Origin of the sequence: Aquimarina sp. TRL1, assembly GCF_013365535.1 — a bacterium.
GTDB lineage: Bacteria > Bacteroidota > Bacteroidia > Flavobacteriales > Flavobacteriaceae > Aquimarina > Aquimarina hainanensis.
In genome coordinates, this window is sequence record NZ_CP053590.1 from 1,788,189 (window position 1) to 1,813,604 (window position 25,416).

Sequence of the window (25,416 nt, forward strand, 5' to 3'; positions counted from 1 at the left end):
CTAACGATATGATGATATGGCGATCCCGTCTGACCATTAAAAAAAACAATAAATATAAACAGATGAAAAAATGAAAGGAATAGTTTTAGCTGGAGGGGCAGGAACAAGGTTGCATCCGCTAACATTAGCAATTAGTAAGCAGTTAATGCCTGTTTATGATAAACCAATGATCTATTATCCTATTGCTACATTGTTATCAGCTGGAATACGAGAAATTTTAATTATTTCTACACCACAAGATGTTCCATTATTTAAGAAACTGTTAGGTGATGGTAGTACCTATGGTTGTCGGTTTGAGTATGAAGTACAAGAAAAGCCAAATGGATTAGCAGAAGCCTTTATAATTGGTGAGGAATTTATTGGAAAAGATAAAGTAGCGTTGATTCTAGGAGATAACATTTTTTATGGATCAGGATTAGATAGGTTGTTAGAAAGTAATAATGATCCGGAAGGAGGTATTATTTATGCGTATCATGTCCAAGACCCTGAACGATACGGAGTGGTGGAATTCGATACGAATGGAAAAGCTATTTCCATTGAAGAGAAACCGTTAAAACCCAAATCCAATTATGCAGTTCCGGGTATTTATTTTTACGATAATGATGTTGTTCAAATAGCTAAGTCTATAAAACCGAGTAATAGAGGAGAGTTAGAAATAACAGATGTGAATAATGTGTACTTGGAGAAAGGGAAGTTACAGGTCAGTATTTTAGACAAGGGAACAGCCTGGTTAGATACAGGGACGTTTAATTCTCTAATGCAGGCATCGCAGTTTGTTCAAGTGATAGAAGAACGACAAGGACTTAAAATTGGCGCGATAGAAGAAGAAGCCTATAAAAAAGGATTTATTAGCAAAAAACAACTCCATGAAATAGCTAATAAATTAATAAAGAGTGGATATGGAGAATATTTGTTGCAATTAGACTAAGACAGAAAGGATGGAAATTGAAAAAACACCATTAGAAGGATGTTTTATTATAAAACCTCGAGTCTTTATGGATGAAAGGGGAAGTTTTTTTGAGAGTTTTAATCAAGAAAAGTTTGAGAAATTGACCGGAAAGACGGTACGTTTTGTTCAGAATAATCAATCTATTTCGAGTAGAGGAGTATTGAGAGGATTACATTTTCAAAAAGGAAAGTTTGCACAAGCAAAACTGGTTCGGGTTATCTCTGGAGAGGTGTTAGATGTTGCAGTTGACTTGCGGAGAGATTCCAAGACATTTGGAGAACACTTTTCTATTGTTTTAAACGAAACAAATAATTATCAGCTCTTTGTACCAAGAGGGTTTGCTCATGGTTTTTCTACTTTGAGTGAAAGGGCTATTTTTAGTTATCAATGCGATAATTTTTATCACCAGGAATCAGAAAGCGGTGTTTTGTACAAAGATCCTCAACTTTCTATCGACTGGAAATTAAAGGATTCAGAAGTTTTATTATCTCAAAAAGATAAGGTATTGCCTTTGTTGGGTGATTTTACAGAAAACTATATGTAAAGTTTTCTAAAAGAAGGTACCTTTGCGGCAAAATTGACAGAACCAATTTATTATTCAATATACAAATATGAGTACTAAGGAAAATTCATCAGAAGAAATAGATTTAGGACAACTATTCACTCTTATAGGAAATGGTTTCCGTAAGATTTTTCAATTTATAGGAAATATTTTTAAAGGAGCTTTTCATCTTATTATTTTATTTCTTCAATTTATAAGAGCTCACTTTTTAAAATTTGTAATAGCAGTAATTATCGGAATTGTTGCCGGAAGTTATTGGGATTATAAGTCTGAAAAAGTGTATCGATCTTCTATGATTGTGGAACCTAACTTTAATAGTGCGCAGCAATTATATAATAATATAGAGTTTTATGACGAATTAGCGAAGCAAGAAGAATTTGAAGCATTAGCAGGGGCTTTAAAAATTGAAGTTAAGTATGCAAAATCGATTCGAGAAGTTAAAATAGAATCTTTTTCGGATCAGGCTCAGAAAATATCACAGTTTAGTGAGTTTATTCAAGGGTTGGATTCTATTTCCCAAAAGTTAGTTGATTATGAAGATTACTTGGAAAACTTTAATAATATTAACTCTAAGTTTCATAGAATTCATATAAAATCAACGAACCCAAGAGTAGCTAAAAAATGTAGAAAACAAATTGTTCGCTCTATTGAAGAGAATGAGTATTTTAGATTACAAAAGAGAATAAACGAACAAAATATTACTTTATCAGATTCTATTATTGAAAGACAATTGTTAGAATTAGATTCTTTACAACGCTTTTATAGAAAAGTTAAAATGATAGAGGCAAGTAAAGATATTGGAGGTACCAATATCAATTTAGCACAATCAAAAACTGGAGAATTACCGGAAGTAGCGTTATTGAAAAAAGTAGAAGAATTACAGGAAGATAAGGTAGAACTAAATAATGAAAAAGCAAGTACTGATAATATTATAAATGTAATTTCAGATTTTCCGAATAAAGGAGTGCTAGTTAATGATTGGTTTACAAAAAAGAAGGTTCTTTTACCATTAGCTTGTTTAGGGTTGATATTAATTTTCTTGTTATTAATGGAATTAAATAGATACCTTAAACAATATCAAAATTAAGTTTTTGTGAAGAACAAAACAATACTAGTTACAGGGGCATCAGGTCAATTAGGGAATTGTATTCGGTTAATATCAGATAAATACAAGTTTAATTTTTTATTTAAAAATTCCAAAGAATTAGATATAACGAATAAGGAAAAAGTGGTAAACTTTTTTGAAGAACACCCTATTGATTTTGTAATAAACTGTGCAGCTTATACGAATGTAGAACAAGCAGAAAAAGAACCGGAAAAAGCATTTTTGATAAATGCTGAAGGAACAAGAAATATTGCTGAAAGCTGTAAAAAAAACAAGATTGTACTGATTCATATATCTACTGATTATGTATTTGGCGGTAAAGGAACAAGACCATATTTAGAAAATGATATTCCGAATCCCATTAATGAATATGGAAAATCTAAATTAAAAGGAGAAGAATATATTCGAGAATTAATGGATACGTATTTTATCATTCGAACCTCTTGGTTATACTCTCAATTTGGGCACAATTTTTTTAAGACGATATTAAAAAAATCAGAAACGGAAAAAAAATTGACTATAACAACTGGAGAGATTGGAACTCCAACAAATGCAAATGATTTGGCAAATTTCATCTTAGCTATTATAAAAGAAAATAGAAAAGAATTTGGGATTTATCATTATAGTAATCAAGGACAAGCATCCTGGTATGATTTCGCAAAAGAAATAATAAAGGTTTCAGGAAAACTTGATAATATAGTGTTAATAAAAACAGATAATTACCCTACTTTTGCTAAGAGACCTAAATATAGTGTTTTAGGAAAAGGAAAGATTATGAATGTTTATTCTATAATTTTGGTTGAATGGAAAAATAGTTTAAAAAGCTTAATAAATGACTTCTCATAACATAAAAGAAAATAAAATAGCAGTAATTGGATTAGGTTATGTTGGCTTGCCCCTAGCAATTGAGTTTGGAAAACATAACTTTAATGTTATAGGATATGACATCAATCCTTCAAGAATAGAAGGGTTGAGAAAAGGTGTTGATTTTACAAATGAGGTCTCTGAAAATGACCTTAAAAGAGTTAAATCAATTCATTATACTTTTAATGAAGAGGAATTAAGTTTTGCAGACATTTTTATTATTACTGTTCCTACGCCAATTGATAAATTTAAAAAACCAGACTTAGGTCCTTTAATAGGGGCAAGTGAATTGGTTGGTAGATATTTATCAAATGGAAATATAGTAATTTATGAGTCTACTGTTTTCCCAGGGTGTACCGAAGAAGTGTGTGTGCCAATTCTAGAACAGAATAGTGGTTTGACGTTTAATATTGATTTTTTCTGTGGGTATTCTCCTGAAAGAATAAATCCAGGAGATAAAATAAGAAGAGTTCATAATATTGTAAAAGTCACTTCTGGAAGTAATGAAGAAATTGCAGAGCTAATAGATAAACTTTACACTACGATTGTAGTTGCTGGAACTCATAAAGCTTCTTCTATAAAAGTGGCTGAAGCAGCAAAAATTATTGAAAATACTCAAAGAGATTTAAATATTTCTTTTGTTAATGAATTAGCTTTGATCTTTGATAAGATGAATATTGATACGTTAGAAGTATTGGAAGCAGCAGGAACTAAATGGAACTTTTTGCCTTTTAGACCTGGTTTAGTAGGAGGACATTGTATAGGAGTAGACCCTTTTTATCTAACTCATAAGGCAGAGAGTTTAGGATATCATCCAGAAGTTATTTTATCAGGTCGAAAAATAAATGATGAGATGGGTGTGCATATAGCAAATAAGGTTGTGAAACTTATGGTTAAAGAGGGGCATCGTGTTAAAAATGCCAAGGCATTGGTTTTAGGAATTACTTTTAAAGAAAATTGCCCAGACATTAGAAATTCAAAAGTTATAGATGTAATTAATGAACTTAAAGAATTTGGGATGTCTGTAGATGTTTTTGATCCTTATGCGAGTCCTTTGGAAGTTAAAGATGAATATGGGATTAGATTAATGGAAAAGATTGAAGACAAGTATGACACTATTGTCTTAACAGTTGGGCATAATGAGTTTAAAAATATAGATATTTCAGCATATGGAAACTCTAATGCTGTAATATATGACGTTAAAAGCTTCTTACCTAAAAGTATAGTTACAGATAGACTTTGATGAAAACTGATTTAAGCTTGTCTAAATTTCAACACTTAAAATGAATAAAATAACAGATCTGTTAAAAAACATATCAAAATATAGTTTTTTTTCTTCTCTATTAGTGTTATTGTCTTTTTATCCAATTTTAAAAGAGGCAATTACATCAATTACTATAATAACTTTTTGTGTTTTAGTAATGGTAGTTTATTGGAATAATTTAAAGAATAGATATAGTAAATATGGAATAAGACCATTAATCATTAATACTGGGTTTTACTTAGTATTGATTTTTTCTTCGGTATACTCAGATGACTTTTTCTTTTCATTAGGTAGATTACAATCATCTATTTTAATACTTATTTTTCCCATTGTTTTAATTTATTTCTTTCCAAGAATAGAACAGAAAACAATTAAGCAATTTTCTTATGGTTTTTTGATTTCTAATTTAATCATATTGATATATATAACTTATATGCTATTAAAGGGCTTATCAATTGATCGCTTTCCTAACTTAATGGAAAGTAGTTTTTTTAATCAAATACAAGTTCTTTGGAGTTATCCTTATGAGTTTACATTATCTAAAGCACATAAACACTTGACATTATTTTATGAAACACATAAAACATATGTGTCTCTAAATTTTCTTGTAGCAATATTTTTAATTTTTAATTTGATTTCTAATCATACAAGAAAATTTTTTGTCAAAATATTTTTAGTTTTTCTTTTTTTTCTTTTTTCTTCTTTTATTGTTTATAGTCAGTCTATTAGTGTAGTGTTTTCTTTAATGTTATCATTATTTCTTTTATCATTTTTTGTTTTTAAAAACAAAAAATATTTGTTAGTTTATGTGGTTACATTTTTTTTCTTTTTTTTCTTTTTAAAAAAACAGGGCTTTTTTTCTAGTTATGATAATAAAAATACAGAGTCTATATTTAAATTAATTGATTATGTTAAGTATGGAAAATTTTCACAGGGAACTGATAAGCGAGTATTAATTTACGATTGTTCCTTGAAATTGATAACATCAAATATTATTTTTGGTTATGGAGTAGGTAATGTTCAAAAAGAGTTAAATAACTGTTATATCAATAACAATTATATCGTGGACGAATTTGAATCAAAAGGAAAACAAATTAATTCCCATAATTATTATTTACATCTAATGTTATCTGGGGGTCTTTTATGTTTAGTTTTATTTGTGTACTTACTGCTTAATAATTTATTAATTGCCTTTAAAAGCAATAATTTATTTTTTTTCTTTTTTCTTTTAAGCTTTACTATTTGTCTTTTCACAGAAAATTTATTAGTAAGGATATTAGGAGTACTGCCCTTTACGATTTTTAACTCATTATTTTACTCAATTAATCTGTTATGGGAACAAAAAGCAAAGGATTAGTAAAAGCTTCGTTTATATATAGTATTGGAAATATAGGAACTTTAGTTCTTAATTTTTTCCTTGTTCCAATGTATACTTTTTTTTTGAGTCAAGAAGAATTAGGCTTTTTTGACGTAATAGCATCTTCTGTAACATTAATTTCTCCATTGTTTTTCGGTCATATAGAGTCAGCAGTAATAAGATGGTTGATTGGAAAAAAAGAAAGAGAAAATATTGGTCACATAGTTTCGAATAGCTCATTAATCTTTATTTTAGGAATTAGTTTTTTTTCTTTATGCTATTTTATCCTTACTTTTTTTATTAAACATGATTTGTTTTTATTTATTTATTTATACCTAATAGCAAACTTTTTTTATATAATTATAAAACAGGTTATAAGATCAGTATATTCATCTTTTCACTATGTGATAACTGAAGTGATTTTTACTGTAATTGTGTTTGTTTTTGCAGTTTTTCTAGCTAAGGAATATAAGTTGAAAGGTATTTTATTAGCTTATTTCTATTCTTTCTTATCATTGTTAGTCTATCTTATTTTTATAAAGTTTCATAAGTATTTAAGTATTTATGAAATTAAGAAATCTACTATGAAAGAATTATTATCGTATTCGATACCTTTAGTACCTAACACTTTCAGTTTATGGACAAATACAATGGCTAATAAATATATTATATTGTTGTATTTAAGTTTAAGTTCTAATGGTATCTATGCTATTGCTTTTAAAATAGCTTATGTTGTTCAAATTCTTAATAGGATATTTTATCTTTCTTTACAGGATAAAATGTTTGAAATCTATGGAAAAAAGGAATTTGAAGGGTATTTTTCTGAAACATTTAGGAAGTATTCTGCCATTCTTTTTTCTATAGTAATACTTTTAATTGCTTCGCAAAAAATCTTTCTTCCAATTGTAATTGATGATAAGTTTTTATCAGCAATGAATTTTATTCCAATTTTGTCTTTAGGTGTATTATTTATGTCTTTAGCTTCTGTTATTGGAATTATTTATCAATGCGAGAAGAAAAATATTAGGGGGTCTAAAACATCTATGATTTCTGGAGCAGTGATATTAGTTTTGGGATTTGTTTTTATTCCTAAATATGGACTGTACGGAGCCTCATCAGTTTTTTTGATTGGTAATTTAGTTTTATTGTTTTATAGATATATAGATGTGAATAAGTTTATAACATTAAAGATAAGAATTGAGAGGTTTATCATTTATATTGTATTAACTTTTTTAATTTCATTATTTTCACTTACAAATAAGATAGAGTTATTGTTGCTTAATTTATTATTAGCTATAGTACTTGCTTTATTAATAAATAAAAGCATAGTTTTGAAGTATTATTTTTTATTTATAAATAGAAAATGTTAAAGGTTTTATCTGCACTACTTTTATGTTTATTAAGTGTTTTTTGCCTGTGCTTTAAGTGGTTTAACATAGGTCTGTTCTTTTCTCTACTGAGTTATGTGTTATTAGGCTATTATACATTAAGAGTAACGGGAATTAATTCTATTTTGTTCTTACTTATAGTTCTATTTGGTCTTTATGGTTATTCTGTGCCAATATCAGTTTTTTTTGAAGCTGACATAGGGTGGCATCGAATTGCAAAATTAAAAACATGGCATAAAGTAGATGATACATTGTTTTCATATCTGATTTCTAATCAATTAGCATTATTAGCAATAATAGTATTGTACATATTTTTTGTTAATAGAAAAACAATGGATATACAAATACATGGTTTAGAAAAAAAGATTATCTACTATAGGTTTGCATTAGTTTCTGGATATATAGCAAGTTGTAGTGAGTTGTTAAATTTTATTAGAGCCGGTGGGTTTTCTACAGTTTCAAATGGTAAAGCTTTTTATCAAGGAGCAGTAAATGATTTAGTTTTAAATATCCCTTATGAAGGTTTTTTTTACATTTCTATTTCTCTTTTTTCGATGTTTTTAGCATCCACAAAAAAGAATTTTAGACTAACATATTTAATTAGATATTTACCATCAATCCTTTTTGTTTTTTTTATTAACCTCATAATAGGAGAAAGAGGAACATTATTAGTTTCATTTGTGATTTTTGCTTTAGGGTTTTCAATCAATCATAGAATAAAAAGTATTAAAACTAAATACATATTTTTTGTTTCAATACTATATATACTATTTAACGTTTTAACATTGTTAAGAGAGAAGGAGGTTAAATATAATGGAGCTATTTCGTTTTATAATGAGAATAAGGAAAGGTTGTTTAGGTTGATGAACCCTGCTAATACTGAGTTTTATGCTTCTGCTTTAAATTATAGAATATTTATTGATAGAAAACCAGAAAACTATAAGTATAAATTAGGGAAAACATATTCAGAAGTTTTATTTGCTTTTTTTCCAACATATATTTATCCTAACAAACCTAAAAGTATAATATATGAATTTAGAGATGATTATTTTCCTGAAAGAAAAAAACAAGGTAGTACGGCAGGAACAGGTTTTTCTTCTTTATTAGAGGCATATATGAATTTTGGTTATTTGGGTGCTTTTTTAGTGTATTTTATAGCAGTATTTTTTATAATTTATTTAGAAAGTAATAAAAAGAAAAATAATATTTTTATAAAAATAATATATCTGTTATCATTTAATATTGTTTTGATATCTTCTAGATCCGCATCTCAATATATATTGTTTAATGTTATACTTTATCTTTTTCAAGTATCTTTTGTAGTTTTAACATATAAAGTTATTCCAAAGAAAATTTATCGTATTTCAAAAATTGAAAATTAAATGAAAAAAACAAAAATATGTTTTTTTGTTCCATTTTATCCCCTTGTTAAAGGTGGGGCTGAGTATCAATCAAAAATTATTGCAAACGAATTAGTTAAATTAAATTACGAAGTAGTATACATCTCAACAAGCCCATTAAAGGAAGAAGTTTTAATTTTTGATAATTATAAAATTTATTCTTTAAAAGTTGTAGCTAGCTTTACGGAGAAATTATTTATTTATAAAAAATTATCCGATAAAGTGGAAAAAATTTTAAACAAAGAAAAGCCTGATATTGTTTATCAAAGGATTTTAAACACTTTTACAATTAGGTTATCTCAAGTACTAAAAAAGAGAAGAATTCCATTTATTTTACATATTGCAGATAATTATTCAGTTGAGTTTTCAAATAACTATAAAGGTGTTTTAAAAAAGTATTTTTTTAAAAAAATACTAAAAAATAAACCATTAATAATTTGTCAAACAAAGTATCAGTTTGATAAAGTTAAAGAGTTTAATTACACTCCTGAATCTATTATTTCTAATATGCATCCTTTAATCGTTGATAAAGTAGATGTTTTAAATAAAAAAAATGTGGTTTGGGTAGGTAATGCCAGACCTGTAAAACAATTAGAGGTTTATTTAGATTTGGCAGAAAGCTTTAAAAGCCAAGATATAGTTTTTAATGTTATTGGAAATATAGGAAACGATGAGTATGGAAATAAGTTAAAAAACCAATTAAAAAAAAGCAATAATGTTGTGTTTCATGGACTAAAAGATAACGTCTTTATTAATAAATTCTTACTTAAATCTTCTTTATTGATTAATACATCGGTTTCAGAAGGCTTTTCTAATACTTTTATTCAGTCTTGGATGTGCGGAACACCTGTATTGTCTTTAAACTCTGATCCAAACAATGTAATTCAAGAAAATAATTTAGGAAAATATTGTAATGGAAGCTTTGATTTAATGAAGAAGTATTTAGAAGATATAATATATGATGCTAATTTTGATAAGACATGTTTGAGATGTTATCAGCAATCTATTAAATTGTTTTCTGTTAAAGAAAACATATATGATATTAAAGAAATAATTGAAAAAAACAAATAAAGCATTATTTGTAATAGTATTTTGTTGTAATAATTAGTTTAATTTTTCGGCGTGCAAAATAAAAAAGATAGTAAAAAAAGAATTTTATGGTTACATAATTTTCCAAATTTACCAGGAGCAGGTGGAGTTTGGATGTATAATCAGTACGAATTTTTGAAAGATGAAGTAGACATTTATTATTTAGATGACTTAAGAAACCCTTTGAGTTTTCTTAAACATATGTTTAAGCTTCAAAAGCTTTCCAAAGAATATAAGATTGTACATGCTCAATATGGGTCAGCAGTTGGGTTTTTAACAAGCTTAATGAAAACAAAAAGAATTTTATCTCTAAAAGGATCTGATTGGTATAAGGCTCCCTCTAATTCTACTTTAAACAAAATAAGAATTTCATTGGGGAGCTTTTTAAGTCAGTTTTCTATAAAAAGATTTGATCACCTTATCGTTATGTCTCACGCTATGAAAGATCAAGTTGAAAGAAAATATAAGGGCATAAAAATAGATGTAATTGTAGACCCTATTGACTTAAATAAATTTAGACCTTTAGAAAAAAAGAATAAGTCTAAAATAAAGAAGGTATTGTTTGCTTCGGTTAATATTGATAATCCGATAAAAAGGTTCGAATTAGCAAATGACAGCTTTAAGTATCTAAATAAAAAAATGCCTAATACTGAATTAATTACGATGAGTAACATTCCCCATTCTCAAGTATGTGATTTTATAAACGGGACAGATGTTTTACTTTTAACATCTACACACGAGGGTTGGCCAAATGTTGTGAAAGAAGTATTAGCATGTAATATACCATTTGTAAGTACAAAGGTAAGTGACTTGGAAAAAGTTGCATTGAGAACCAATAACTGCTTTGCTTGTAATCCTATTCCTGAAGAGTTAGGAGAAGCATTATATAAATCATTAATAAGTAAAGAAGAAAACCTTAGAGAGCTTGTAACAAGTTATAATATGGATGAGACAATTATCAGATTGAAGAATTTATATTCAGAGTATTTATAATATCTATTTTTTTTAATCCTTCGTTTATGAAAGTATTAGTTAGCGTTATTACTCCTTTGTATAATTCTTCAGATTATATAGAACAATGTATTGATTCTGTTAAAAAACAGACGTATTTAGATTGGGAACATATTTTAGTTGATGATTGTTCGAAAGATGACTCATTTAGTAAAGTTGAAAACTATATTGGAAATGATAATAGGTTTAAACTAATACAATTAGAGGAAAATTCAGGAGCAGGAGTTGCTAGAAATAAGGGGATAGAGATAGCTTCTGGAAGGTTTATAGCATTTTTGGACAGTGATGATACTTGGTCTCCTAATAAGTTGGACAAGCAATTAGGTTTTATGTTGTCTAATAATTATGATTTTAGCTTTACCTCTTATAAGTTGATAAATGAAGAAGGAAAAGATTTAAATAAAGTAATTAAGTGTAAAGGAAGAGTAACTTATAAAAAAGCTTTATTGTATAATCCAATAGGTTGCTTAACAGTAATATATGATACGAATTCTTTAGGGAAATTATTTATGCCGTTAATTAGAAAAAGACAAGATTATGCACTGTGGCTTAATATTTTAAAAAAGACTCAAGGCTTTGGAATGAATGAAGTACTGGCTTCATATCGTGTCAGAGAGGATTCTATTTCATCGAATAAATTTAATTTAATAAAATATCATTGGGTATTATATCGAAAGATAGAAAAGCTGAGTTTTTTGAAAAGTATCTTTTATCTTTTATCAGTAATAATACATAAATTACTTAAAATAGATTAGAAGTCTCTTTATTTTAAATGTTACTTTTGCTCTTAAATTTTCTACATTGAAAAAAATATTTACTCTTAACGTTTTAGAAAGAAAGGTATTTCTTTTTTTGGGAGATATTACTATAGTCTTGTTTTATCTGTACCTGTTGGTAAACAAAACACTAAAAGGTACTTTTGATTATGAAAGACACGGGATAATGCTTTATATAATTGGAGTATTAATTTTCTCTATAATATCATATGTTATAGATGCTTATAACTTAGAAAGAGCATCAAGACCAGTTGTGATATTTAGATTATCTTTAGTAGCTGGAGTTGTATATTCTTTTGGAATATTTTTTCTTACTGTTTTAGTAATAAATACAACTGTAAGTAGACCATATCTTTTAGTATTTCTTACATTAATGCCATTTTCTCTCACTGCTTGGAGGTTAATTTGTTCAAATTTTTTTATTTCTCAACCATTTCTTAAAAACACAGTTTATATTTATGAAAGAATGTTTAAGAGTGAAACTCAAGATAACATTAATAATATTCAAGGAATAAAAAAATCGAACGGATATAACGTAAAATTATCTTTATCCGTTTGTAGTGATGTATTTACTAAAAATAATAAAAGGTTAGATAAGATAATTGATAAGATAGATACTGTAGTTATTAGGATTAAAGATTATCAAAATATGCCAAAAGAGGTTGAGCAATTTTTAACTAAAGCTATGTATTTTGGAAAAGAAGTTTTTACATTTACATCCTTTTATGAATCTACATATGAAGCATTGCCATTGAATTTATTAGGGAATAATTTTTATGAGGTATTACACCTTAAAAATAAACGTTCACATTATATTCAAAAACTTTTTGCATTATTAATTGATATTGCTTTATGCATCATTGTTGGGCTTGTTTTTATTCTGGTATTGCCTTTTGTTTATATAGTTAATTTATTTGTAAATAAGGGACCACTTTTTTATACTCAAAAAAGAGTGGGGAAAAAAGGGAAAGAGTTTAAAATTTATAAATTTCGTTCTATGGTTGTAGATGCTGAGAAGTCTGGAGCAAAAATGGCGACAAATAATGATAGTAGAATTACTCCATTTGGTAAGATCTTGCGAAAATTTAGGATTGATGAATTACCTCAGATTATTTCTGTTATTAAGGGAGATATGAGTTTTATAGGACCTAGACCAGAGCGCAAAGTGTTTGTTGATCAATTAGATAAGATGAACCCTTTTTATTCGGTTAGGCATGTTATCAAACCAGGAATTACTGGTTGGGCACAAGTAAAATATAAATATGGAGAAAACTTAGATGATTCTATTAGAAAATTGGAGTTCGACTTATATTATATTAAGAACAGATCCGTTACATTAGATATGAGGATTCTATTCAAAACAATAACAACAATTCTTTTTTCAAGAGGAGTTTAATGAATTTTTAACTGAGGTATCTTTTATTTTAACATATAATCAAAATTGAATATGCAGATTAAATCTATTTGTTGTATTGGGGCAGGTTATGTAGGTGGGCCGACAATGTCAGTAATTGCAAAAAAATGTCCGGAAGTACGAGTTACTGTAGTTGATATCAATGAAGCTCGTATAGATGCTTGGAATGATAAAAATTATAATAGCCTTCCTGTTTTTGAACCAGGTTTGGCTGAAATTGTTGCTGAAGTTAGAGGTGAAAATTTATTCTTTTCTACAAAAGTTGATAAAGCAATTGAAGAAGCTGATATGATTTTTATTTCTGTAAATACTCCAACAAAAACATACGGTAAAGGGAAAGGGATGGCAGCGGATTTAAAATATATTGAATTATGTGCTCGTCAAATAGCTAAAGTTGCCAAAAGGGATAAAATTGTAGTTGAAAAATCTACATTACCTGTTAGAACAGCATCAGCTATTAAAGATATTTTAGATAATACAGGTAATGGGGTACAGTTTCAAATTTTATCAAATCCGGAATTTTTAGCCGAAGGTACTGCAATTCAAGATTTATTAAACCCAGATAGAGTACTAATTGGTGGAGATATTTCCAATAAGAAGGGAGAGGAAGCTATTAATGCTTTAGTAGAAATATATGGAAAATGGGTTCCTAAAGAAAAAATTCTGACAACAAACGTATGGTCATCTGAGCTTTCTAAATTAACAGCGAACGCTTTTTTAGCGCAGAGAGTATCATCAATTAATGCTATGTCTGAAATCTGTGAGAAAACAGGTGCGGATATTTATGAAGTCTCTAGGGCTATTGGGATGGATTCGAGAATTGGTTCTAAGTTTTTGAATGCTTCGGTAGGTTTTGGAGGGTCTTGCTTTCAAAAAGATATTTTGAACTTGGTTTATATTGCGAAAAGTTATGGATTAAATGAAGTCGCTGATTATTGGGAGCAAGTTATTATAATGAATGACCATCAAAAAAATCGTTTTTCGGATAACATAGTGAGTACATTGTATAATACAGTTTCAGGTAAAAAAATTGCCTTTTTAGGTTGGGCATTTAAGAAAAACACAAACGATACAAGAGAATCTGCAGCAATAAAAGTAGCTGACAATTTATTAAGTGAACAAGCAAACCTAGCTATATATGATCCAAAAGTAAAAGAAAAGCAAATATACTTTGATATAGAAAACCTTGAATCTAGACCAATTTCTGAGAACAAAAAATATTTGAAAGTTTTTGAAGATCCTTATAAAGCGATGGAAAATACTCATGGGATAGCAATTCTTACAGAATGGGATGAGTTTAAAGAGTATGATTGGGAAAAAGTTTATCAGCAGATGAATAAACCAGCTTTTCTATTTGATGGAAGAGGTATTTTAGATAAGAAAGAAATGGAAAGAATAGGTTTTGTATATTACAAAATAGGATTGGGAGATGAGTCTAATACTTCTTTAAAATGACATTATATTTATAATTACTTATTTCGTAAGGTTTAAAATTTGTTTAGATTGAAAAGGATTTTAATCACTGGAGCAGCAGGTTTTTTAGGATCTCATTTATGTGATCGGTTTATCGCTGATGGTTATTATGTTATAGGAATGGATAACTTAATTACTGGGGATTTAAAAAATATAGAGCACCTGTTTAAACACGCTAATTTCGAGTTTTATCACCATGATGTTACAAAATTTGTTTACGTTCCTGGGAATTTAGATTACATTTTACATTTTGCATCACCAGCAAGTCCTATTGATTATTTAAAAATTCCAATCCAAACTTTAAAAGTCGGGTCATTAGGAACTCATAATTTATTAGGATTAGCAAGAGAGAAAAACGCAAGAATTTTAATAGCTTCTACCAGTGAGGTGTATGGAGATCCTTTAGTCCATCCACAGACAGAAGATTATTATGGAAATGTAAATACGATTGGTCCAAGAGGGGTATATGATGAAGCTAAACGGTTTCAAGAATCAATTACGATGGCTTATCATAGGTATCATGGAGTAGAAACAAGAATTGTCCGTATTTTTAATACCTATGGTCCGAGAATGAGATTAAATGATGGTAGAGTAATTCCTGCGTTTATCGGACAAGCGTTAAGAGGAGAAGATCTCACAGTATTTGGAGATGGTTTACAGACAAGATCCTTCTGTTATGTAGATGACCAGGTAGAGGGGATTTATCGATTATTACATAGTGATTACGTGCATCCGGTTAATATTGGAAATCCACATGAAATAACAATTAAAGATTTTGCGGAAGAAATTATTAAGCTAACAGGAACTGCCCAAAAAGTTATTTATAAACCATTGCCTGTAAACGATCCATTGCAGAGACAACCTGATATAAGGAGAGCAAAAGAAATTTTAGGTTGGGAACCAAAAATAGATAGAGCACAGGGGATGCTGCTAACGCTAGATTATTTTAAAAGCTTATCTAAGGAGGAATTATATAAAAGCGAACACAAGGACTTTTCTTCATTCAATAGAAAATAAATGAGAATGTGTTTATGAAAGAGCTAATTTCCAATATCAGTAATTTTTTTTATCGAGATGAAGATAAAAACTGGATTCTTACTATATTTTGGAATAGCTTATACATAGCATTTTTTCTACTTCCTTTAGGGATTAAATTACCAACACCGTTTTTTGTGTTAGCGATTGTGTTGGGAGTGCTTCATATCTTTAAATCTAAAAAGGAATTTATTACAGATAATAAGGCTTTATTACTGTTTCCTTTATATTTTGTTGTTCTTACATTAGGATTATTATATACGGATAATATATATGATGGAATCAAGTTATTGCAAAGATCATTGTCTCTGTTGCTATTTCCAATTATTTTTTTGTTTGTAAAAGAAGATGCTTCAGCTGTTAGGAAACTTTTTGAATTTTTACTTGTCGGTTTATTGTTTTCATTCTTTATTAATTTAGCACTAGGGATTCAAAGTACATTAGAAGCAATAAAAAGAGGAATCATTATAGAAACTATTGATTCTATAGAATTGCTTGAAACTGTAATTACCGGTTGGGATTTCTTTATTAGAGAAGAGTTTTCGAGATTAGTCAATTCCAATTATGTATCAATTTATATTTTGCTGGTGCTCAGTTTTTATCTAAAAAGAAAGTTAGCTTCCAGGTTACAGTTGTTAATCATACTTATACTATTTACATACTTATTTTTATTAGCTTCTAAATGGGCGTATCTGGCATTGACAATTATATCCTTGATTTTGATTTTCAATATTGGGGATAGAAATAGAAGATATACCATGTTTGTAATTTTCTTCTTAGCCGTACTTGTTTTTGTAGATAATCCCAGGATGTCAGTTTTTTATAATAGAGTACGTAATTTCACGAATATCGAATCATATGAAGCGATGTCCTCAGAAAAGTCGAGACTTTTGATTTGGGATGCTTGTATCAAGCTGATAGGAGAATCTCCTTTTCTAGGATATGGAACAGGAGATGCAAATGATATATTGTTAAGGGAATATGCAACCTTGGGGTATGAGCACAATTTAAAAAGAAAGTATAATGCGCATAATCAATTTTTTCAGACTTGGTTACAAACAGGTGTGTTAGGTTTCATTGTTTTAGCAGCTATTTTTGTGATTTTAGGTAGGCGAATGAGAAGAAGCCCTAATGAGTTAGCTGTATTTTTGATTTTGTTGATTTCATTATTATTCGAATCCATGCTTGTTCGTTTCAATGGAATCGTCTTTTTTTCTATTATTATCCCCTTATTACTTAAAAAAAGAAGTATTTTGAGTAGTCGAATTATAAGGAATGAACCTATTTTAGGGAATAACTCAAAATAAATTAGCTGTAGAACAGCTAAAAAATTATTTTTGCCTGTAAGAAAAATAGCTGACATGAACATTTTAGTACTTGGTTCTGGAGGAAGAGAACATACTTTTGCTTATAAAATAGCGAATAGCCCACAATGTGATACATTATATGTGGCACCAGGAAATGCGGGAACTTCAAAAATAGCAACAAATGTTGCAATCGCTGTAACAGACTTTCCTGCAATTAAGAATTTGGTAATAGAAAAAAATATTACCATGGTTGTCGTCGGTCCCGAAGACCCTTTGGTAAGAGGGATTAAAGATTTTTTTGATGCAGATGAAGCATTAAAAGATGTAGCAGTTATCGGTCCGTCAAAGGAAGGTGCTCAATTGGAAGGGAGTAAAGAATATGCAAAAGAGTTTTTGTTCAGACATAATATTCCAACGGCAGCTTATCAGAGTTTTACAAAAGAAACCGTAGCAGAAGGAAAACGTTTTTTAGAAACACTACAAGCTCCTTATGTGTTAAAAGCAGATGGATTAGCAGCAGGAAAAGGAGTTTTGATCTTAGAAGATCTAAAAAGAGCGCAAGAAGAGCTGGAAGACATGCTTACAAACGAAAAATTTGGGGAAGCAAGTAGAAAGGTCGTTGTAGAAGAGTTTTTGGATGGGATTGAACTAAGTGTTTTTGTTTTGACAGATGGAAAGAATTATGTGACACTTCCTACGGCAAAAGACTATAAGAGAATTGGAGAAGGAGATACTGGTCTAAATACAGGAGGAATGGGAGCTATTTCACCAGTTCCTTTTGCAGACAGCGTATTTATGTCTAAAATTGATGAACAGGTAGTAAGACCTACTGTAGAAGGGTTAGCTAAAGAAGAGATAGATTACAAAGGATTTATTTTTATTGGACTGATAAAGGTAGGAGGAGAACCTAAAGTAATTGAGTATAATGTAAGAATGGGAGATCCGGAAACCGAGGTTGTATTACCGAGGTTACAAACAGATTTAGTAAGCTTATTTCAGCATGTAGCTCAAGGAACACTAAATGAAGTAAGTTTAGAAGTAGATAGCAGATATGCTACTACTGTAATGACAGTATCAGGAGGATATCCCGAGGCTTACGAAAAAGGAAAAGAGATTAAAGGAATTGATTTAATTTCTGATTCTTTAGTGTTTCATGCCGGAACAAAAATAGAAGAAGGAAAAGTGATTACAAACGGAGGAAGAGTACTGGCGGTTACCTCTTTTGATCAGGATTTTAAAGAAGCATTAAAAAAATCATATACAAATATCGAAAAATTGAACTTCGAAAAAATGTATTATAGAAAGGATTTGGGCTTCGATCTATAAATCCCTATACCAACAACAAAAAAGCCTGAATTTATAAATTCAGGCTTTTTTGTTTTACTTAAATTACCTCGGTATCAATACAGGAGAAAATAATGTTTGATTCAGAAATGAATCTCTGATCATTTTACATCTCGACTAGCCGAGTAAATTCTTAATTATCCCAAGAAAGAATGAGATGTCTGATCTCTATCTTCTTCATTATTGTCATTGAATTTCTGCAATTGTTTCATCCAGTAAATAAAAGCGACAAAACCAATTAGCATAAAAAGCCAATTCATAATGTTGGCCATGGTCCAATTTTCTAATTCCAAAGATCTGAAATAATGCATCGGTAGAAATAGTACATTTTCAAATAAAGATTGGATACCTTCAAAAAACTCTTTCATGCTTATATATATTTTCCTTATGTAAAAAAGGGTTATTTTTAATCTCTTTAATAATTAAAAATTACAAAGTATGTAATTTGAGTGGCAAAAATATAAAAAACCATCGATGTTATCAAGCATTTTTACCAAAACGAAACCTATTAATTTTATAATAATTAAAGTATACCTGTTGACTCTTTTTCTTCTTAGGTACTATAAATTAGAAGAGAAAACCACATCTGTAGCGATGACTTTTTGTGCCGGATATATTATCAGTGTGATCTCTATTTTGATACTTCATTTTCTAGTTAGAAAATATAATCTGTCTAGTCGAAACCTTTACTCAGTGTTTTTCTATGTGTTTTTAATTGGGATGGCACCGGAGGTTATGAATGCAATACCACTGTTAATTTCTAGTTTTTTTGTGGTGGTAGGAACAGAAAGAGTATGTAATCTAAGAAATGAAAAAGCGATAAAATCATCTATTTTAGAAGCATCTATATGTTATGGGATGGCTTCAGTATTGTATTTTTGGAGTATTAGTTTTATGATAGTACTTTTTATAGGAATGTTATTTTTTGCAGCAAAAAGCTATAAAAACTGGATCATTTCCTTAACAGGACTGGGGATCGTCTATATATTTGTTTCTTGCTACATGCTTTTTAGATATGATCATTTTTTGGATTTAGACTCCTATATCGATCCGATTTCTATTAATTTTGAAGCTTATAAAAATGTTTCTTTTCTATTTACCTTGACATCTTTTGGGATATGTTTACTTTTCTTTATGGGAATTTTTCTAGTCAATATCCAAAAAATTCCTGTAAACCACAGACCCGTAGCAAAATTAATTATCTTTTATGTGTTAATAGCTGTTTTTGTAGTTTTTATAGCACCTATAAAGAATACCACTGAATTAGTATTCTTAATCGGACCAATGTCAGTAATGGGGACCACTTATATGAAGTTAGAATATAGTCCCTTGGTTAGAGAAATTAATCTTGGGGTCTTTTTACTTCTTCCTTTTGTTTTTCTCTTTTTTTAACTTTTGGAAATATTTCTTGATCGATATATACATCCTTGTTGTAAGTTCAGTAAACCGCAATGGAGTAAGAATAAAAAGAATGGATATTGGATATTCCGTGGAGTATTTAAATCTTGATTAACGAGCAAAAAAACATGTTTTCTCCTGAAAGAGGTTTTGGCTTCGTTGAAAATATAATACATTTGTGTGTTTATACGTGGATTAATAAATATTCCTTAAAAATTAGTAAAGAAAACTACTTGGTAGTGTTTTAAATAAGAGTACATGTTTACAGAAAAAGCAAATCAGATTTTCAGAGAAGTAATAGACAAATATCATATCATTAATACGGTTGATCAGGAGTTCTCCAATCCATATGATAGCAAAAGTGAGGTATTAGAACATTTACTATACAGAAAATGCTGGATTGATACAGTACAATGGCATTATGAGGATATTATTAGGGATCCACAAATAGATCCGGTTGCAGCACTAAAATTAAAAAGACAAATTGATGCTTCTAACCAGGATCGAACGGATATGGTAGAATATATCGACAGTTATTTTTTAGAAAAATACAAAGCGGTAGCAGTAAAACCCTCTGCCACTATTAATACAGAAAGCCCAGCTTGGGGAGTTGATCGATTATCAATACTTGCGCTAAAAGTGTATCATATGGAAGAAGAAGCAAATAGAGCTGATGCGACAGATGCGCATAGAGAAGCATGTCAGAAAAAACTAAATGTTCTTTTGGAGCAACGTGTTGATCTTTCTACGGCAATCGATACACTATTGCAAGATATAGAGAATGGAGATAAGTATATGAAAGTATACAAACAAATGAAGATGTATAATGATGATGAATTAAACCCTGTTCTTAGAGGGCAAAAGTAATTTCTCTTTTTTACCGTCGATTGTTATATGCAGAAACACCCTATAAAACATATTTTGGTTATACGTCTCTCTGCAATGGGAGACGTAGCCATGACAGTACCGGTGTTAGAACGATTCATTGAAACATATCCAGAAATTAGAATTACAGTACTTACACGGGCTTTTTTTACACCAATTTTTTCTGAGTTAAGAAATGTCTCAGTAGTAGCAGCTGATGTCAAAGGAAAACACAAAGGAGTAGTAGGTTTGTATCGTTTATTCTTGGAATTAAAGAAACTGAATATCGATGCAGTAGCAGATCTTCATAATGTATTGCGATCTAATATATTAAAGCGGTTTTTTGCTTTTTCAGGAATTAAAGTCTTTCAGATTGATAAGGGAAGAGCAGAGAAAAAAGCCTTGACAAGAATAAAAAATAAAGATTTTAAACCCTTAAAAACTACCCATCAGCGATATGCAGATGTGTTTAAATATTTAGGGTTTCCAATTGATCTTTCTATAACAGTAAAGAGAGAAAGAATAAAACTCACTCCTCAGATATCTGAGATTCTTCCAGAAACTGGGCAAAAGTGGATTGGAATTGCTCCTTTTGCGCAGCATCAAGGCAAAATATACCCTTTAGAAAGAATAGAGGAAGTAATTGCAGCGTTGGATAAGGAGAGTCGGTTTCAGCTATTGCTTTTTGGAGGTGGTAAGAAGGAAAAGGATATTTTGAACAACCTTGGGCAGAAATATAAAAATGCCGTGTCAATTGCAGGAAAACTTCGTTTCTCAGAAGAATTAAAATTGATCGCTAACCTTGATATGATGGTTTCTATGGATAGCGGGAATGCACACCTGGCAGCTATGTTCGGGGTACCTACTATTACTATTTGGGGAGTAACACATCCATATGCAGGATTTCTGCCTTTTGGTCAACCCTTGTCAAATGCTGTGCTCCCAGACTTAGTTACATATGATCAGATTCCGACATCCATCTATGGGAATAAAGTTCCGGAAGGGTATGAAAAAGTAATGTATTCAATTACTGCCGAACAGGTTCTTCAAAAGATATACACCATAGAAAAAAACACATAAATAAGAAATTAAGGATACGGGGGTCTTTAGATTTCTTACTTATGTACTTATAAACGTTGCTAAATAGTGAGAGAGATCGTTTTTATACATCATCAAAATCGACAAAGACAGTATCCGTAGTTGCATGAGAAACGCAGGCAAGGACAAGTCCTTCTTCTATTTCACTATCAGTAAGAATACCGTTTTTACTCATAACAGCAGTTCCTTCTGTTATTTTGCAGATACAAGAGCTGCAAACACCTCCCTGACAAGAGTAAGGAACATCGATATCTTCTTCAATAGCAGCTTCTAATATTGTTTTTTTGCGATCCATGACAAAGGTAACCTCTTCATCATCAACTAAAATGGTAATATTTGTTTTTCCTTCTTGGTTTGCTCCCTCAGATGAAGTAGAACTACTAGATGTGAATAATTCAAAATGTATTTGATCTTCAGCAACAGCATTTTCTAGTAATACCTCTTTCGCAGTGGAAATCATTACTTCCGGACCACAAAGAAAAAAGTTATCAAAAGAATAGTCTTTGTATTTGTTTTTGACAATAAAGTTGATGGTTGAACGCTCAATTCTTCCAAAATGAGTTCCTACCTCGTTACTTCTGCTATATATAAATTCAATAAAGAACCGGTCAGGATACTTAGCCTGAAGGGTTGTAAGAGCAGTATGAAAAATAGTTTCTTCAGGAGTTTTATTTCCATAAACTAATACGAAACGACTATTGGGTTCATTTTGAAGAACAGCATATATCATACTCATGATAGGGGTAATACCACTTCCGGCAGCAAAAGCACAATATGTTTTGTTGGCTGTTGGACTAGTTGCAAGGGTAAAGGTTCCTTCAGGAGGATGTACTTCTATCACATCATCAGAGGTAAGTTGTTGATTAGCATAGGTAGAAAAAAGACCGTTTTCAATCTCTTTAATAGCTACAGATATGAAATGATCATCAGGAGCACTACAGATAGAATAGGCTCTTCGAACTTCATTGCCGTTGATCGTCGTTTTTAGTGTCAGATATTGTCCAGGGATGAATTGATATTGTTCTTTAAGAGAAGTCGGAATATCAAAGGTAATAGCAACTGCTTTTGAGGTTTCTCGTGTAATGTCTTTAATCGACAGTGAATGAAATGTTGACATGTTTTATAATAAAATCTAATCTTTTCCTGATCTAAAAATCAGAAGCGCCATATGTTAATCGAGACAAAAATAAGAAATGGATAAGAGAGCAGCTGGTATTTCGCCGAAAATTATACAAAGCTCCATTTTTGATAGTATAATAAGGAGGATTTCAAGATAAAAATAATGTCTTGTTTTAGTGGTAGTTGTAAGCTTTTTGTAACATTTTATGAAAATGGACACTAATGGTTGTGTAAAAACACTTCTCATTATGATAAAACATTTTGTGACATTACAGCGAAAATCGTTCTGGAGAGCCGCTTCGTTATCCTCGAGTTTATGGATGAAAGTATTTATGGGATTTTGGGCGTTTTATTTAATGTTTATGATGGTAGCAGGAAGTATTGGAGGCTTTTTCTATATAAAAGAAGAGATGGGGTTGGATCCTTTTGAGCTTGTAAATCAGTTTTTGATCTATTGGGTCGTTATTGATTTGGTTTTTAGATATGCACTTCAGAAAATGCCAGTAGTAAATATTAAACCTTTATTGCTATTGCCTTTTTCTAAAAAGAAAATTGCTTCTTTTGCCTTAGGAAAAACCGGTTTTTCTTTTTTTAACTACATTCATGCCTTCTTTTTTATTCCGTTTTCCGTATTGTTGATATCACATGGGTATAATCCATTAGGAGTTCTTTTGTGGAATATCGGATTAATAGCGGTGATCTATCATAATAATTTTCTCAATATTCTTCTCAATAACAAAGACTGGCTGGTTGTTCTTGTTGGAGGAGTTATGGCAACTCTCGGAGGGTTGCAATATTATGGGTATTTTGATATTACGCAGTATTCATCCCCGTTTTTTAAAGGAATGTATACTCATATTCTTTGGGTGTTAATCCCTGTAATTTTAATGCTGATTAGTATATACTTCTCATTTATAATGTACAGAAAAAACCTGTATCTCGATGCAGGACTATCCGAAAAATCAGAGCAGGCAAAAACAGAAAATCTGGATTGGTTAGATAGGTTTGGTAAAACCGCCGTTTTTTTGAAAAATGATATAAAACTGATTAAGAGAAATAAGCGGGCACGTTCTACGGTTATTGTCAGTATATTATTTCTGTTTTATGGATTGCTGTTTTTTACAGACTCGGTTGATGCTTATGAAGGTCCTGTATGGAAGATATTTGCAGGAATCTTTGTCTCGGGTGGATTTCTGTTAAGCTTTGGTCAATTTGTCCCTAGTTGGGATAGTTCATATTATCCACTAATGATGAGTCAAAATATAAGATATAAAGAATACTTATCATCTAAATGGTGGCTAATGGTTTGTGCTACACTTATTGCTACAGTATTATCTGTTCCGTATATCTATTTTGGGTGGGAGGCATATGTAGCTATTTTAGTTGGAGCAATCTACAATATGGGGGTGAATTCTCATGTTGTTTTGTGGGCAGGAGCCTATGTAAAAACCCCGATAGATCTGACGAGCAATAAAAATCCGTTTGGAGATAAACAAGCATTTAATATGAAGACAATGTTATTAGCATTACCTAAAATGGCATTGCCAATGATTTTTTATGCTATAGGACATTATGCACATAGCCCATCTGCAGGGTATGGATTGGTGGCTGTTACAGGAATAATAGGGTTTGCTTTTAGAAATAAAGTGTTTGATATTATAGAGAAAATATACCGAACAGAAAAGTACAAAACTTTATGGGCGTATAAACAAAAAAAATAAAGGAATGATAACAATACAAAATCTTACAAAAAAGTATGTAGACTCTGTAGTTCTCTCTATTGAAGAACTTACTATAGAAAAAGGGAGTAGTTTTGGGTTAGTTGGTAATAATGGAGCTGGAAAAACAACCCTGTTTAGTACCTTATTAGATTTGATAAAACCGACTAGTGGGTTTATTACTAATAATGAAGTTCGGGTAGATGAAAGCGAAGAATGGAAGTCGTTTACAGCAGCATTTATAGACGAAAGCTTTTTGATAGGATACCTGACCGCCGAAGAGTATTTCTATTTTATAGGAGAATTAAGGGGAAGAAATAAAGCTGATGTGGATACTTTATTGGCTACATATGAAGATTTCTTTCATGGAGAGATTTTGGGCAAAAAGAAATACTTGAGAGATCTGTCTAAAGGAAATCAAAAGAAAGTAGGAATTGTAGCTACATTGATAGGAAACCCAGAGGTGATTATACTAGATGAACCATTTGCTAATTTAGATCCAACTACTCAGATTCGTTTAAAAAAAATAATCAAGGAATTGGCAGATAATCCCGAGGTAACCGTATTGGTTTCCAGTCATGACCTGATGCATGTAACTGAAGTTTGTGAGCGAATTGTGGTGTTAGATAAAGGGACAGTTGTAAGAGATATTAAAACCTCTGAGGAGACATTGCAGGAATTAGAAGCACACTTTAATAAATAGTATGAGATCTTTGCCTGTTTCCAAGTGTATTTAATAAGTAAGGCTCGAGGAAAAAAATCTGAGACCAACTTGCTGTTAGTGAAGATCTTTTTTTTGAGGCAAACACAGCTATAGGGATGTCATTTTGGGATTTTTTCACAAGAGTAAGAAACTACTTTCCATGTACAAAATAAGTAGT

General features: G+C 30.2%; 23 protein-coding genes. 21 read left to right on the forward strand and 2 right to left on the reverse strand.

The window, feature by feature from the left end:
* The first annotated feature begins 70 nt into the window (after window positions 1-70).
* The 16 genes from rfbA to purD all read left to right on the forward strand — a co-directional run bounded on the left by rfbA (window position 71) and on the right by purD (window position 18,320).
* Window positions 71-928, forward strand: a complete 858-nt coding sequence (gene rfbA, locus HN014_RS07200) for a glucose-1-phosphate thymidylyltransferase RfbA (RefSeq protein WP_176028206.1) — start codon at window positions 71-73, stop codon at window positions 926-928.
* Window positions 929-938: 10 nt separating this feature from the next.
* Window positions 939-1,493, forward strand: coding sequence for a dTDP-4-dehydrorhamnose 3,5-epimerase (gene rfbC / locus HN014_RS07205; RefSeq protein WP_176028207.1), 555 nt, complete (start codon window positions 939-941; stop codon window positions 1,491-1,493).
* Between the two features lie 67 nt (window positions 1,494-1,560).
* Window positions 1,561-2,598 (forward strand): hypothetical protein, encoded by a 1,038-nt coding sequence (locus tag HN014_RS07210; RefSeq protein ID WP_176028208.1) that lies wholly within the window; start codon window positions 1,561-1,563, stop codon window positions 2,596-2,598.
* Window positions 2,599-2,604: 6 nt separating this feature from the next.
* On the forward strand, window positions 2,605-3,462 hold the full coding sequence (rfbD, locus tag HN014_RS07215; RefSeq protein ID WP_176028209.1) for a dTDP-4-dehydrorhamnose reductase: 858 nt from the start codon (window positions 2,605-2,607) through the stop codon (window positions 3,460-3,462).
* Entirely contained in the window at window positions 3,449-4,723 is a 1,275-nt protein-coding gene (locus tag HN014_RS07220) for a nucleotide sugar dehydrogenase (protein WP_176028210.1), read from the forward strand. Before rfbD ends, HN014_RS07220 begins: the two co-directional genes overlap by 14 nt.
* Before the next feature lie 40 nt (window positions 4,724-4,763).
* Window positions 4,764-6,101, forward strand: coding sequence for an O-antigen ligase family protein (locus tag HN014_RS07225; protein ID WP_176028211.1), 1,338 nt, complete (start codon window positions 4,764-4,766; stop codon window positions 6,099-6,101).
* Entirely contained in the window at window positions 6,077-7,471 is a 1,395-nt protein-coding gene (locus tag HN014_RS07230; protein ID WP_176028212.1) for a lipopolysaccharide biosynthesis protein, read from the forward strand. Before HN014_RS07225 ends, HN014_RS07230 begins: the two co-directional genes overlap by 25 nt.
* Window positions 7,465-8,871 carry an O-antigen polymerase gene (locus HN014_RS07235; RefSeq protein ID WP_176028213.1) on the forward strand — a complete coding sequence of 469 codons (1,407 nt, stop codon included), beginning with the start codon at window positions 7,465-7,467 and terminating at the stop codon, window positions 8,869-8,871. Before HN014_RS07230 ends, HN014_RS07235 begins: the two co-directional genes overlap by 7 nt.
* A complete protein-coding gene (locus HN014_RS07240; protein WP_176028214.1) occupies window positions 8,872-9,960 on the forward strand; it encodes a glycosyltransferase in 1,089 nt (362 codons plus the stop codon).
* Window positions 9,961-10,011: 51 nt separating this feature from the next.
* Window positions 10,012-10,971: a glycosyltransferase gene (locus HN014_RS07245; protein ID WP_176028215.1), complete on the forward strand. Its 960-nt coding sequence runs from the start codon at window positions 10,012-10,014 to the stop codon at window positions 10,969-10,971.
* A gap of 26 nt (window positions 10,972-10,997) precedes the next feature.
* On the forward strand, window positions 10,998-11,744 hold the full coding sequence (locus tag HN014_RS07250) for a glycosyltransferase family 2 protein (protein ID WP_176028216.1): 747 nt from the start codon (window positions 10,998-11,000) through the stop codon (window positions 11,742-11,744).
* A 46-nt stretch (window positions 11,745-11,790) separates the two neighbouring features.
* Window positions 11,791-13,161 (forward strand): exopolysaccharide biosynthesis polyprenyl glycosylphosphotransferase, encoded by a 1,371-nt coding sequence (locus HN014_RS07255; protein ID WP_176028217.1) that lies wholly within the window; start codon window positions 11,791-11,793, stop codon window positions 13,159-13,161.
* Window positions 13,162-13,212: 51 nt separating this feature from the next.
* Entirely contained in the window at window positions 13,213-14,634 is a 1,422-nt protein-coding gene (locus HN014_RS07260) for a nucleotide sugar dehydrogenase (RefSeq protein ID WP_176028218.1), read from the forward strand.
* Window positions 14,635-14,682: 48 nt separating this feature from the next.
* Window positions 14,683-15,669 carry a UDP-glucuronic acid decarboxylase family protein gene (locus tag HN014_RS07265; RefSeq protein ID WP_176028219.1) on the forward strand — a complete coding sequence of 329 codons (987 nt, stop codon included), beginning with the start codon at window positions 14,683-14,685 and terminating at the stop codon, window positions 15,667-15,669.
* Between the two features lie 14 nt (window positions 15,670-15,683).
* Window positions 15,684-16,994, forward strand: coding sequence for an O-antigen ligase (locus HN014_RS07270; protein WP_176028220.1), 1,311 nt, complete (start codon window positions 15,684-15,686; stop codon window positions 16,992-16,994).
* A 54-nt stretch (window positions 16,995-17,048) separates the two neighbouring features.
* A complete protein-coding gene (purD, locus tag HN014_RS07275) occupies window positions 17,049-18,320 on the forward strand; it encodes a phosphoribosylamine--glycine ligase (RefSeq protein ID WP_176028221.1) in 1,272 nt (423 codons plus the stop codon).
* Between the two features lie 155 nt (window positions 18,321-18,475).
* Here the strand turns inward: purD and HN014_RS07280 are convergent, their stop codons facing one another.
* Window positions 18,476-18,706: a uracil phosphoribosyltransferase gene (locus HN014_RS07280; protein ID WP_176028222.1), complete on the reverse strand. Its 231-nt coding sequence runs from the start codon at window positions 18,704-18,706 to the stop codon at window positions 18,476-18,478.
* Window positions 18,707-18,812: 106 nt separating this feature from the next.
* Between HN014_RS07280 and HN014_RS07285 the strand changes: the two genes are divergently transcribed.
* The 3 genes from HN014_RS07285 (at window position 18,813) to HN014_RS07295 (ending at window position 21,680) form a co-directional block, all read left to right on the forward strand.
* Window positions 18,813-19,730, forward strand: coding sequence for a DUF6427 family protein (locus HN014_RS07285; RefSeq protein WP_176028223.1), 918 nt, complete (start codon window positions 18,813-18,815; stop codon window positions 19,728-19,730).
* A 264-nt stretch (window positions 19,731-19,994) separates the two neighbouring features.
* Complete coding sequence (locus tag HN014_RS07290; protein ID WP_176028224.1) at window positions 19,995-20,603, forward strand: DUF4254 domain-containing protein; 609 nt, start codon at window positions 19,995-19,997, stop codon at window positions 20,601-20,603.
* A 27-nt stretch (window positions 20,604-20,630) separates the two neighbouring features.
* Entirely contained in the window at window positions 20,631-21,680 is a 1,050-nt protein-coding gene (locus HN014_RS07295; protein WP_254884113.1) for a glycosyltransferase family 9 protein, read from the forward strand.
* Between the two features lie 82 nt (window positions 21,681-21,762).
* Here HN014_RS07295 and HN014_RS07300 read toward each other — a convergent pair whose 3' ends face one another.
* Window positions 21,763-22,815: a ferredoxin--NADP reductase gene (locus HN014_RS07300; protein WP_176028225.1), complete on the reverse strand. Its 1,053-nt coding sequence runs from the start codon at window positions 22,813-22,815 to the stop codon at window positions 21,763-21,765.
* A gap of 250 nt (window positions 22,816-23,065) precedes the next feature.
* Here HN014_RS07300 and HN014_RS07305 point away from each other — a divergent pair, with 250 nt between their 5' ends.
* Both HN014_RS07305 and HN014_RS07310 read left to right on the forward strand, forming a co-directional pair.
* On the forward strand, window positions 23,066-24,538 hold the full coding sequence (locus tag HN014_RS07305) for a DUF5687 family protein (protein WP_176028226.1): 1,473 nt from the start codon (window positions 23,066-23,068) through the stop codon (window positions 24,536-24,538).
* Between the two features lie 4 nt (window positions 24,539-24,542).
* Window positions 24,543-25,238 carry an ABC transporter ATP-binding protein gene (locus HN014_RS07310; RefSeq protein ID WP_176028227.1) on the forward strand — a complete coding sequence of 232 codons (696 nt, stop codon included), beginning with the start codon at window positions 24,543-24,545 and terminating at the stop codon, window positions 25,236-25,238.
* Window positions 25,239-25,416 lie beyond the last annotated feature (178 nt).